This is a genomic window from Pseudomonadota bacterium (assembly GCA_039033415.1).
Classification (GTDB): domain Bacteria; phylum Pseudomonadota; class Gammaproteobacteria; order Xanthomonadales; family SZUA-38; genus JANQOZ01.
The window spans coordinates 55930-67775 of the sequence record JBCCCR010000014.1 but is presented as its reverse complement, the minus strand read 5'-3'; the positions used below and the strand labels follow the sequence as shown (position 1 = coordinate 67775).

At 64.7% G+C, this 11846-nt stretch carries 10 protein-coding genes; 9 read left to right on the top strand and 1 reads right to left on the bottom strand.

Annotation, left to right across the window (positions count from 1 at the left end):
* The first annotated feature begins 5 nt into the window (after positions 1-5).
* The 8 genes from fmt to AAF358_12965 all read left to right on the top strand — a co-directional run bounded on the left by fmt (position 6) and on the right by AAF358_12965 (position 9957).
* Positions 6-980, top strand: coding sequence for a methionyl-tRNA formyltransferase (gene fmt, locus AAF358_13000; GenBank protein MEM7706471.1), 975 nt, complete (start codon positions 6-8; stop codon positions 978-980).
* Complete coding sequence (gene rsmB, locus AAF358_12995) at positions 973-2307, top strand: 16S rRNA (cytosine(967)-C(5))-methyltransferase RsmB (GenBank protein ID MEM7706470.1); 1335 nt, start codon at positions 973-975, stop codon at positions 2305-2307. The genes fmt and rsmB overlap by 8 nt, the downstream gene beginning before the upstream one ends.
* On the top strand, positions 2273-2839 hold the full coding sequence (locus AAF358_12990; GenBank protein ID MEM7706469.1) for a DUF4390 domain-containing protein: 567 nt from the start codon (positions 2273-2275) through the stop codon (positions 2837-2839). The genes rsmB and AAF358_12990 overlap by 35 nt, the downstream gene beginning before the upstream one ends.
* A complete protein-coding gene (locus AAF358_12985) occupies positions 2836-5049 on the top strand; it encodes an ATP-binding protein (GenBank protein ID MEM7706468.1) in 2214 nt (737 codons plus the stop codon). The genes AAF358_12990 and AAF358_12985 overlap by 4 nt, the downstream gene beginning before the upstream one ends.
* A 97-nt stretch (positions 5050-5146) precedes the next feature.
* Positions 5147-6514, top strand: coding sequence for a sigma-54 dependent transcriptional regulator (locus AAF358_12980; GenBank protein MEM7706467.1), 1368 nt, complete (start codon positions 5147-5149; stop codon positions 6512-6514).
* The gene (gene trkA, locus AAF358_12975; GenBank protein MEM7706466.1) at positions 6511-7887 is read left to right on the top strand and encodes a Trk system potassium transporter TrkA; all 1377 of its coding nucleotides are present in this window, start codon (positions 6511-6513) and stop codon (positions 7885-7887) included. Before AAF358_12980 ends, trkA begins: the two co-directional genes overlap by 4 nt.
* A 146-nt stretch (positions 7888-8033) precedes the next feature.
* Positions 8034-9425 (top strand): TrkH family potassium uptake protein, encoded by a 1392-nt coding sequence (locus tag AAF358_12970; GenBank protein MEM7706465.1) that lies wholly within the window; start codon positions 8034-8036, stop codon positions 9423-9425.
* A 142-nt stretch (positions 9426-9567) separates the two neighbouring features.
* Positions 9568-9957 (top strand): phosphopantetheine adenylyltransferase, encoded by a 390-nt coding sequence (locus AAF358_12965; protein ID MEM7706464.1) that lies wholly within the window; start codon positions 9568-9570, stop codon positions 9955-9957.
* A 21-nt stretch (positions 9958-9978) separates the two neighbouring features.
* On the opposite strand, the gene AAF358_12960 is transcribed toward AAF358_12965, so the two are convergent.
* Entirely contained in the window at positions 9979-10689 is a 711-nt protein-coding gene (locus AAF358_12960) for an SGNH/GDSL hydrolase family protein (protein MEM7706463.1), read from the bottom strand.
* A 123-nt stretch (positions 10690-10812) separates the two neighbouring features.
* Between AAF358_12960 and AAF358_12955 the strand changes: the two genes are divergently transcribed.
* Positions 10813-11505 (top strand): SDR family oxidoreductase, encoded by a 693-nt coding sequence (locus AAF358_12955; GenBank protein MEM7706462.1) that lies wholly within the window; start codon positions 10813-10815, stop codon positions 11503-11505.
* Positions 11506-11846 lie beyond the last annotated feature (341 nt).

Below are 11846 nucleotides of genomic sequence, written 5' to 3'. Positions count from 1 at the left end.
TCACAATGAAAATTGTCTTTGCCGGCACGCCGGATTTTGCGCTGCCCGCCCTTGAGGCTCTGGTCGCCAGCGAGCACGACGTGGTGGCGGTGTACACCCAGCCCGATCGGCCGGCTGGCCGCGGGCGGCGCCTGAAACCTGGGCCGATCAAGGCCTGGACCACAGACCATGCGCCTTCCGTCGAAATTCGACAGCCGGCTACGCTGCGCGGTGAGGAGGCCGCCGAGGCGCTTGCCGAGCTGGCGCCTGACCTGATGGTCGTGGCCGCCTACGGCCTGATACTTCCCCGATCGATCCTAGCGGTGCCGAGGCTCGGCTGCTGGAACATTCATGCCTCGCTGCTGCCGCGCTGGCGCGGCGCGGCCCCGATCGCCCGCGCGGTGCTCGCCGGCGATGAGCAGACCGGGGTCTGCATCATGCAGATGGCGGCGGGGCTGGACACCGGGGACGTGCTGTCGCGGGCCGCCACGCCGATTGCTGAGAGCGACACCGGAGGCAGCGTGCATAACCGGCTGGCGCAGCTGGGGGCTGAGCTGCTGATCGAAACGCTGGCCAGAAGAGATGACTTGGCGCCCGAACCCCAGGATGACAGTCAGGCGACCTATGCAGCCAAGCTGGAAAAGGATGAGGCCAGTCTTAACTGGCAGCAGCCGGCAGCTGTGCTGCTGCGGCAGATCCGAGCCTTCAACCCCTGGCCGGTGGCACGTTTTCGCTTTGGTGAGCAATGGCTGCGGGTCTGGGATGCCGAACTGGTGCCCGAGCTCGAGGGTGACCCCGGGTCGATCGTCGAGGCAGATACCGCCGGCATTGTGGTGGCCACCGGTCGAGGCGGCCTGCGGATTACCACCATTCAGCGATCCGGCGGTCGCCCCCTGCCGGCGGCCGATTTTCTCAATGCCTTTCCGCTGCCAGCCGGAACGCGGCTAGCGTTGGCGGAAACGCCTGAGACGCCTGGCCCTGACGGTGAGCTGATTGGCTGAGCGTCCCGCCACGAAACCAGCAAAATCCCACAGCTCGGGCGCTAGGAAGCGCCCGGCGCGGCGCGGGCAGGACAGTCGTGCAGACGCTGCGAGACAGCTCCAGCGGGTGCTCGCCGGCCGTTCTCTGAGCGGTGACCAGGCAGCGGCTGATCCGCTGCGACAGGCTTTGGTCTACGCGGTACTTCGGCACCTGACCATACTTGAGACCCTGCTCGATCGGTTTCTCGAGAAGCCCCTGCGGGCGCGCGATGAGGATCTGCGCTGCCTGCTGCTGGTTGGCCTGGCCGAGCTGAACGGGTTTTCCACTCCCCAGCATGCGGTGCTGGACCAGGCGGTCAGCGCCACAGCGCGCCTGGGCAAAAAGTGGGCTCGGGGGCTGGTCAACGCGGTCCTTCGCAGCTACCTGAGGTCTGGGCAGAGTGCGGCCGCATTGGCCGCCAGCGACCTTGAGCCCGCGGTGCGTTTCAGCCACCCGCGTTGGCTGGTGTCGGCGATCGAGGAAGCGTGGCCCGCCCAGCTCGAGCCGATTCTTAGAGCCAACAACGAACAGGCGCCAATGTGCCTGCGGGTAAACCTGTCGCGCGTCAGCCGGGACGACTATCTGGCCAGCCTCGAGCAGGATGGTATCGAGGCCCGCGCTTTGCCGCTGGCGCCCAGTGCGATCGAACTGCAGAAGGCGCGGCCGGTCGCGGAGCTGCCCGGCTTCGATTCGGGTCTGGTCAGTGTGCAGGATCCGGCCGCGCAGCTGGCGGCACCGCTGCTGGGCGCAGGGCCAGGCATGAGCGTCCTGGACGCGTGCGCGGCGCCGGGCGGCAAGACGGCGCACCTGCTGGAGCTCCAGCCCGAGCTGGCGCTGACCGCGGTGGATTCTGACCCGCTGCGAGTGCCAAGGATTGCCGAGAATCTTGCCCGCCTTGGGCTGAGTGCGGAGGTGCTGACGGGGGACGCCGGTGAGCTGCCGGCGGCACAATTTGATCGAATCCTCCTGGATGCACCCTGCTCGGCAACCGGCGTCATCCGCCGCCATCCGGACATCAAGTGGCTGCGTCGCGAGAGCGATATCGATGACTTGACGCGTCAGCAGCGACGCCTGCTGGCGCGCCTGTGGGAGCGTCTGGCGAGCGGCGGGCAGCTGCTTTACGCCACCTGTTCTTTGCTACCGGCAGAAAATCACCTGACAATAGAGTCGTTTGTGGCCGCCACGGCTGACGCCAGGGTCCTGTCCCTGTCGGGGTCGTGGGGCGTGGATACCGGCTGGGGCCGACAGCTTCTGCCGGGGCAGGACGGAACGGATGGGTTTTTTTACTCGCTGCTGGAAAAACGCTGAGCGGGCTGCCGCGGTTGGCCTGTGCCTGCTGCTCGCCGGCTGCAAGCTGGCGCCGGCGGAGTCTCGCCCGTCGATCGAGGTGCTCGCTTTCAGTCCTGTGGCCGCTAACGCGCAACTGACCCTCAGCCATCAGCTCTCACCCGAGGTGCTTGACGCCCTGCGCCACGGTGTCTCGGTCACCTTCCAGTGGCGCCTCGAGCAGCGGCAGAACCGGCCGGTGCTTTGGGACAGCCTGCTTTGGTCCCGCAGCGGAGAACGCCAGATCAGCTACCGGTCGCTGTCGCAATATTTCACCCTGCTCGAGCCGGTCAGCGGTGAGGCAACCAGCTTTCGCGACCTGCCGGCGCTGCTGGCGGCGCTCGATCAGGTCCCACTCGAAGCCGTGCCGACGGACGCGGAGGGCGCCTACTTCCAGGTGCGAGCTAGGCTGGTCATTTCCCGGCTGCCGCCGGCGCTGCGCCTGTCGTCCTACCTGTCCGACCAGTGGCGGATGGACACGGGCTGGGTTCGCCTGACCGGGGTGACGTCTTGAAGCGGCGACCGGTCGCGCGATTCTTCCAGCGGACGCTGCCGATGGCGTCCGTGCTGGCGCTGCTGTTTGTGGCGCTCTACCTGGCCGGGGACGCTACGCGCGGGCTGGAGGGCTGGAATCAATATTATGAGTGGGTCTTTCTGCTCGCCGGTGCCGCGCTGGTGGTGCTGGCCGCCGCGGTGATCTGGCGGCTGGTCAGCCTGATTCGCCGGCGCCGGGCCGGGCAGCCCGGGGCCCGCCTGACCCAGCGCATGGTTTTGATGTTTGTGGCGCTGGCGGTGCCGCCGGCGCTGATCGTTTACTGGTTCTCCGTCGATTTTCTCAATCGCAGTATCGACCGCTGGTTCGATGTGGACGTGGCGACCGCGCTCGAGGACGCGCAGGCGATCGGCCGCCGTTTTCTGGAGCTGCAAAAGGTTGAGAAGAGCAACCTCACGGAACGTTTGGCGCAGCGCCTGGCGGATCTGTCCACGGACGACCTGGCCTCGGAGCTGCGCGACCTGGTGGCCGAGGGAGACGCGCTGGAGATGACGGTCCTCGGCGAAGGCGGCCAGGTCATCCGCACGAGCAGCCGCGATCTGGACCGGTTCACCGCCGATGTCCCGAGCGACCTTCAGCTAATGCAGGCGCGCCAGCGAGGAAGCTTCGTTGACTATGAGCCCAATCTGACCGAGGGGGAAGTGCTGCAGGTGCGGGTGCTCCAGACGATTCCCGACCGGGGACTCGGGCCGGAACGGGTGCTGCAGGGCATTTATTCGGTGCCGCAGGGTTTCGACGAGCAGGCCAGCAACGTGGAGGCGCAGTTTCTGCGCTACGAGTCGCTCAGATACCAGCGCAATGCCCTCAAGCAGGCGTTTGTGCTGATTCTTTCGATGGTGCTGACGTTGAGCGTGCTGCTGGCCCTGCTGCTGGCCTTCAACACCGCACGTCGGCTCGTGCAGCCGATCAGCAATCTGTCCGAGGCGACCCGATCCATCGCCAGCGGCAACTACGAGCGCCGCCTGCCGGTGGCCAGCAACGACGAGCTGGGGTTTCTGGTTCAGTCATTCAACATGATGACCGAGGAAATCGAGCGCTCCAGCGGTGAGGCCAGCCGCTCGCGTCTGGAGGCGGAGACGCGACGCGATTTCCTGGAGACGATCCTCGGCAGCCTGAGCTCCGGCGTGATTACGCTCACGGGCAGTGGCGTGGTGCGAGCGGTCAATCAGGCAGCACAGGACATCCTTGAAGTGGACGAGGCCGCGCTGCGTGAGCGGGCCTTGAGCACCGTGGCCCAGGAGCATCGCTGGCTGGCGCCCCTGGCGGAACTGATGGAGCGCAACGCCGGAACCAGCCACCGCTGGCGTGAGGAGATCAGCCTGGAGGGAGAGGGCCATGAATTGGTGCTGACCTGTCGCGGCGCCAGGCTGCCCATGCCCGACGGCAGTGCCGGCACCGTGCTGGTCTTGGAGGATATGACCGATCTGGTTCGCGCTCAGCGCGAAGCGGCCTGGGGTGAGGTGGCACGGCGGCTGGCGCACGAGGTGAAAAACCCCCTGACGCCGATTCAGCTCTCGGCGGAGCGGCTTCGCCACAAGTATTTGAGCCGCATGCCAGAAGAGGACGCGGCGGTGCTCGACCGGGCGACTCGCACCATCGTGACCCAGGTGGAAGCGCTGAAAACCATGGTCAACGCGTTCAGCGACTACGCCCGGGCGCCGACGCTGCAGCTGGAGCCGCTGCGCCTGTCTGAGCTGGTCGAGGAGATGGTGGAGTTCTACCAGCAGGGCGATCGACAGATGACGCTGGAGTGCCAGTGGATGGCCGACGAGCCGCGGGTATTTGCGGACCGCTTGCGGCTGCGCCAGCTGCTGCACAACCTGATCAAAAACGCCCAGGAGGCCGGGGGCGGCGGTCCGCTGGAGCTGCGTGCGGCCAGCCACCTGGAATGGCAACGCGGCCACGCCAGCCTGTGCCTGAGCCTGCGCGACAACGGCCCCGGCCTGCCGCCGGAGATCCAGGACAAGCTCTTCGAGCCTTATGCCACCAGCAAGAGCCGAGGCACGGGGATTGGGCTGGCAATCGTGAAGAAAATTGCCGAGGAACACGGCGGGGATATCAGCGCGCGTAACGCTCGCTCCGGCGGCGCCGTGTTTGAGCTGCGTCTGCCGGTAGAAGCCTCCGAGCTGCCCTCCATCGACCTGCCGAAAGAGCGCAGCGAAGCTGGCTGACGGCGTATAATGAATTCCCAGGGGAATGGGTCGCGCCGCGACCGCAACATGGCTGACGCCAGAGACACGTGATGAACCGCACAGGAACTCACTGAACATGGCCACGGGACATATCCTGGTAGTGGATGACGAGCCGGATATTCGGGAGCTGGTCACCGATATTCTCGCCGACGAGGGATTTCGCGTATCGAGCGCAGCGGATGCTGAGCAGGCCCGGGAGGCTCGCCGCGCGTCGCGCCCGGACCTGGCTCTGCTCGATATCTGGATGCCTGAAACCGACGGCATCACGCTGCTGCGGGAATGGGGTGAGGGCGGGGCCCTGCCGTTTCCCGTGATCATGATGTCGGGCCACGGATCGGTGGAGACGGCCGTCGAGGCCACCAAGCTCGGCGCCTACGATTTCATCGAAAAGCCAGTCTCGCTACCCAAGCTGCTGCTCAGCGTTGAACGCGCCCTGGAGGCGGGCAGCCTGAAGCGGGAAAACGAGGGTTTAAAGCAGCGCCTGGCGCCGTCGGTGGAGCCGGTGGGGGTGAGCGCCGGCATGCAGCGGCTCCGCGAGCAGATCGAACGCGTTGCGCGACACGACACCTGGGTGCTGATCAGCGGGGAGGCCGGTGTCGGCAAGGCCACCGTGGCGCGGTACCTGCACACGATCAGCAGTCGAGCACAGGCGCCTTTCGTCGAGCTCAACGTCGGCAACATCGCCGCGGAAAACTCCGAGCGCGAGATTTTTGGCCAGGAGAGTGACGGGCAGGTTAGCTACGGGCGCCTGGAGCAGGCCAACGGCGGCACGCTGTTCATCGACGAGGTGGCGGAGATGGGCGAGGAGACCCAGACGCGCCTGTCCAGCGCGCTGACCAGCGGGCAGGTCACCCGCCTCGGCGGCAGCGAGCCAGTCACCATCGACGTACGCGTCATCGCTGCAACCCGCTGTGATCTTGAGCGCGAGGTCAAGGAAGGCCGGTTCCGGGAGGACCTTTACTACCAGCTCAACGTGGTCCCGCTGACCGTGCCTCCCCTGCGGGATCGGCGGGAGGATGTGCCCGAGCTGCTGCGCTTTTACACCGAGTATTTTCCGAGCCGAGAGAAACTGCCGTACCGGCATTTTTCGGTGGCGGCCCAGAACCGGCTGCGCAATCATCGCTGGCCCGGCAACGTCCGTGAGCTTAAAAATCTCGTCCAGCGCCTGCTGATTCTGGGCGCCGGCGAAATCGAGGCGGAGGAGGTGGAGGGTGCGCTGGGCGCGGCCACCGAAACGCCGGGAAATCAGCTCCTGGCGGATGTGAATTTTTCGCTGCCCCTGCGCGAGTCGCGTGAGCAGTTCGAGCGAGCCTATCTTGTGTTTAAGCTCAAGGAAGCCCAAGGCAGCGTTGGCCGCCTCGCCAAAGCTGCCGGCATGGAGCGAACCCACCTGTACCGCAAGCTTCGCGCCCTCAACATCGATCCGAAACGCCTGAACGAATGAAGATCATGATCCTCGGAGCGGGTCAGGTCGGGTCGTCGGTGGCGGCCAGCCTGTCGCGGGAAGAGAACGACATCACCGTTGTCGACACCAACGCCCAGCGTCTTGGCGAGCTGCAGGACAAGCTGGATATTCGCGGTGTGCTCGGCAACGCCTCTCACCCGAAGGTGTTGATCCGGGCCGGCGCCGAAGACGCGGACATGGTGGTGGCGCTGACCAACAGTGACGAGATCAATATGGTGGCCTGTCAGGTTTGCTACACGATCTTTCACACGCCCACCAAAATTGCGCGGGTGCGGGCCGCGGAATACCTGGATTACCCCGAGCTGTTTTCCGGCGACCAATGCCCCGTGGATGTCCTGATTAGTCCCGAGAAGCTGGTCACCGAACACGTCAAGCGGTTGATCGAGTATCCCGGCTCGCTACAGGTGCTGGATTTTGCCGACGGGCGCGCGCAGATTGTGGCGGTGGCAACGGTTGAAGGCGGGGCGCTGACCGGCCACAAGATCTCAGAGCTACGCCGCCTGCTGCCCGACGACATCGAAATCCGCGTGGCGGCCATTTTCCGGGAGCAGAAGGCGCTGATCCCCAGCGGTGAAACCGTGATGATTCCAGGGGACGTGGTGTTTTTCCTGGCTGCTCGGGGGCATATTCTCCGGGTGATGGCCGAGATCCGAAAGCTCGAGCAGCCGGCGCGTCGCCTCATGCTGGCCGGCGGCGGCAACATCGGTGCGTCGCTGGCGGCGGTGCTCGAAGACGAGTATCTGGTGAAGCTGGTGGAGCGCTCGCGACCGAGGGCGCAATACATCGCCGAGAGTCTTGAGAAGACGATTGTGCTGGTGGGCGACTGTGCAGACGAAGATCTGCTGCGGGAAGAAAACATCGATCAGACCGACATGTACTGCGCGCTGACCAACGACGACGAGGCCAACATCCTGTCATCCATGCTGGCCAAAAAAATGGGCGCAAGGCGGGTGATCTCGCTCGTCAATCGGGCCTCCTACGTCGACATGATGGAGGCAGGCACCATCGATATCGCTTTGTCGCCGCAGCAGATCACGATCGGAGCCCTGCTGACCCACGTGCGCCGCGGCCACATGGTCAAGGTTCACTCGCTGCGGCGAGGCGCGGCCGAGGCCATCGAAGCGGTGGCCCACGGGGACAGCCGCACCTCGAGAGTTGTGGGTCGGGCGGTCGAGGAAATTCCCTTGCCCGAAGAGGTCACCATCGTCGGTATCGTGCGCGGCGAGTCGCTGATCATCGCGCACCATGACGAGGTGATCGAGCCGGAAGACCACGTGATTCTCCTCGTGCTCAACAAGGCGGGCCTCGGGGAAGTTGAGCAGCTGTTCCAGGTGGGTGCCACCTTTATCTGATGGTCCGCAGGACGCTGACGCCATGCGCATGATCCGAGCCCACCGCCGTCGAGCCGCGCACGGGAGCCGCTGTGGCCGTTAGCAGCCCTCGGTTCCAGTCGATCCAGCGGATTGTTGGCGTGCTGCTGGTTCTGTCGAGTGTCACCATGCTGCCGCCGGCGCTGGTCGGCTACCTGTATGCAGACGGCAGCGCCACGCCGTTTCTTGAAGGATTTGCGATGCTGGCGGCCCTGGGCGCACTGTGCTGGTACCCGGTCCGCCACATTCGCCGCGAGCTGCGGATCCGGGATGGTTTTGTGGTGGTCGTCGCCTGCTGGCTGGTGCTCGGGCTGGCTGGATCGGTGCCGCTGTTTCTCTCCAGTCAGCCGGAGCTGTCGCTGACCGATGCGGTCTTTGAGTCCATGTCCGGGCTTACCACCACCGGCGCCACCGTGCTGACCGGCATCGACTATTTGCCGAAAGGCATCCTGTTCTATCGCCAGCAGCTGCAATGGCTCGGCGGCATGGGGATCATCGTGCTGGCGGTCGCCGTCCTGCCCATGCTGCGCATCGGCGGGATGCAGCTCTACCGCGCTGAGACGCCCGGGCCGATGAAAGACAACAAGCTCACGCCGCGCATTGCCGAGACGGCCAAGGCTCTGTGGAACCTTTACCTGTGGATCACGTTGACGTGTGCGCTCGCCTACTGGATTGCGGGGATGTCGATCTTCGACGCGGTAGGCCATGCGTTTTCCACCGTGGCGATCGGCGGCTTTTCGACGCACGACCTGAGCATCGGCTATTTCAACAGCCCAGCGATCGAAGTGATCTGCATGCTCTTCATGTTTGTCGCGGGGATCAACTTTGCGCTGCATTTTATGGCCTGGCACCGCGCCAGCATGTCGCCCTACAAAGGTGATCCCGAGCTCAAGACTTACATTGGACTGATCATCGCCGCAACCGTGTTTTGCAGCTGGCAGCTCTGGAGCAACAGCGTCTATCCGGACGCGCTTCAGGCCATTCGGTACGGGATGTTTCAGGTGATCTCCATCGGCACCACGGCCGGGTTTGCCACCGATAGCTTCTATCTCTGGCCGGCCACGCTGCCGCTGCTGCTGCTCCTGCTCAGCTGCGTTGGCGCCTGTGCCGGCTCGACCGGCGGCGGCATGAAGGTGATCCGGGTGCTGCTGCTCTATAAGCAGGGCTGGCGCGAGATGGTGCGCCTCGTCCACCCGAGCGCCCTGGCGCCGGTCAAGCTCGGCAACCGCAGCGCTTCGGAAAAAGTCATCCAGTCCGTGTGGGGTTTCTTTTCGGTCTATATCCTCTGCTTTTGCCTGTTTGCGCTGATCCTGACCGGCTTTGGCGTTGACCTGGTCACCGCCGTCTCCTCGGTGCTCGCCTGTATGAACAATCTGGGTCCCGCGCTGGGCCAGGCAGGGCCGCACTACGCCGATCTGGTTGATCCAGCCAAGTGGGTTCTGAGCCTGGCTATGGTGATGGGCCGCCTGGAGCTGTTTACCCTGCTGATTTTGTTTACGCCCGTGTTCTGGAGAAACTGAGCGACCGACCGGTTTTATGTCGCCCTCAGTTCAGCGCTGGCGCAAAAGCACATGCCGCAAGTTGGTCTGGTAGCACGATAGACCCGACGCTATGACCTCAAAGGTTATTGTCGCGCCGCAAACCGGCGGGCAAGCTCAACCAATGAGCCTATTATCCCAACTTGTCGCTAGCGGTTTTTTGGCCGTAGGACTGATCAACTTCCTACCGGTGATCGGGGTGATCGGTGCCGCGCAGCTCCAGCGTCTTTATCAGGTCAGCATCGCTGACACGGACCTGGCGCTGCTGATGCAGCATCGGGCCCTTCTGCTGAGCATCGTCGGCGCTTTACTGGTGGCGGCGGCATTCCGGACGGAGCTGCGGACCGCCGCGGCCTTGGCCGGCCTCACCAGCATGGTCGGCTATCTGCTGATCATCGGTCTGGGCGGCACCAGCAACGCGAGCCTGATCAAAGTCGCCTGGATTGACGTCGCGGCCGTCGTCATCCTGCTGGCGGCTCTGGTGGGAGATGTAACGCTCCGGCGGGCAGGTTGATGTGTCGGTGGCGGGACGGTTTCAGGCGCCCATGCGGGCGGCAAAGGCGGCAATATCCTCGGCCCAACGGCAGACGGCGTCAGCATTGGGATGGTAGCCGTCATCGGCAAACTCTTCGGGTTCGGGTACGAAGTCGCTGGCTAGAAACCTCCAGCCCAGCCGTTCGGCGGCCAGCTGGCCCGCGAGCTGGAAGGCCCGGGCCCGCTGTCCGATGGCCCAGCGAAGCGGCTGCGGGAGCGCTGGGAAGTGCCACATCGGCGGCACGCCCAGCAGCAGGATATGGGCCTCAGGCGAGTGGCGCCGAAGCACGTTATCAATCTTCGACAAGCCCGCCGCGAAACTTTTCATGCTGACCAGACCGGTGATGTCGTTCACTCCGGTGGATATGACCACCAGATCATAGGGTTCCGGTCCCAGCTCCGGGAGGAGCTGGCTGGCGGTTTGCCAGGTGCGGTAACCGCTGCGCCCTAACGCGTGCCAGCTGGCGCCGTCCGCCAGATGGCGAGCGATCTGTGCGGTGAGCGACCGGCTGCGATGAGGTGTACCCACGCCGTCGATAATTGAGTCGCCCAGTCCTAAGATCCGCAGCGTGACGGGCTTACCCTCCTGGCCAAGCCCTGGGCCCGGTGCCCCGGGGAGGGTGTTGGTTCGGTGTCTCAGCCAAAGCGCCTGAGGCAACACAAACGGGAAGGAAAGCCAGAACACGCTGGCGTGCCAGCGGGATCTCAGCACGGATAGTTTTGACGGCAACGCACGCGCCAATTCTATCGCGACGGCGCGACAGGATCTCCCCGGACACGTTTTTGTCGCCTGGCCGTCACGCCAGGATGACGGGTCGGAGATGAGCATAGTGATGTGAACATTTTGCTAGTAGGTGCCTCCGGGGGAATCGGACAGGCGCTGAGAGAACAGACTGCCAGGCGACGGCCCGACGCGACCATCCTGACGGCCGCGCGGTCCGGCGCCGACCACGCGGTCGACCTCACCTGCGAAGACAGCGTCTCGGAGCTCGCGGAGCAGCTGAAAGGAAGCGTCGATCGGCTGCACTGGGTGATCAACGCAACCGGCACCCTGCACGGCTCGGACTGGCAGCCGGAGAAGCAGCTCAAGGATATCCGCCAGCCGTCGATGAGCGCGGTCCTCGCGGTCAACGCGATTGGGCCCTTGCTGCTGGCACGACATCTTGTCCCCCTGCTGACGCACGACGAGCCAGCCGTTTTTGCCAGCCTTGCCGCCCGTGTCGGGAGTATCAGCGATAACCGTCGAGGCGGTTGGTACAGTTACCGGATGTCCAAAGCGGCGCTGGTGATGGGTATTCGTACGCTGGCTATCGAGTGCGCTCGCCGCGCTCCGCGGCTGACTTGCGTCGCGCTGCATCCGGGAACGGTTGCAACGCCATTGTCGGAACCCTTTCAGCGCAACGTTCCGGCCGATCAGCTGTTCACCCCCGAGCAGTCGGCCAGTCACCTCCTCAACGTCATCGAGTCGCTCACCCCAGAGCGCAGCGGCAATCACCTGGCCTGGGACGGCTCGGAGATTCCGGCCTGACGAACGCGGTTGAGGCCCGTTTCTGAGCCTCCCGCCGGGCCGCCACGCCGCCTTTCCTAGCGCAGGGCGCGTTTGCCAGAAAATTGCGAGCATAAGGATCGATTAATCCTGTTGCCGCTCGCGTTTTTCCATGCCTCGCCGGCGCTTGCCAGGGCGGAAGCCACCGATGGAAAACCACGGCACGGCGGGCGCTGGCGGCATTTCAACAGCGCCGATTCGGGGCCTTTCGAAACGTGGGTCAGGGTTCGCCCAGCTTACGAGAAATACTTTGTAAGACTTTGTTAACTGACGCTTCCTGGCGGCGGAACGCTTTCCCTGAGAAACAGACAGGCCTATAGTGG

What these genes read in the sequence shown, in the direction of transcription:
- fmt (MEM7706471.1), top strand. Translation starts at nt 6, where the DNA reads ATGAAAATTGTCTTTGCCGGCACGCCGGATTTTGCGCTGCCCGCCCTT.
- AAF358_12990 (MEM7706469.1), top strand. Translation starts at nt 2,273, where the DNA reads ATGGGTTTTTTTACTCGCTGCTGGAAAAACGCTGAGCGGGCTGCCGCG.
- AAF358_12980 (MEM7706467.1), top strand. Translation starts at nt 5,147, where the DNA reads ATGGCCACGGGACATATCCTGGTAGTGGATGACGAGCCGGATATTCGG.
- trkA (MEM7706466.1), top strand. Translation starts at nt 6,511, where the DNA reads ATGAAGATCATGATCCTCGGAGCGGGTCAGGTCGGGTCGTCGGTGGCG.
- AAF358_12970 (MEM7706465.1), top strand. Translation starts at nt 8,034, where the DNA reads ATGCTGCCGCCGGCGCTGGTCGGCTACCTGTATGCAGACGGCAGCGCC.
- AAF358_12965 (MEM7706464.1), top strand. Translation starts at nt 9,568, where the DNA reads ATGAGCCTATTATCCCAACTTGTCGCTAGCGGTTTTTTGGCCGTAGGA.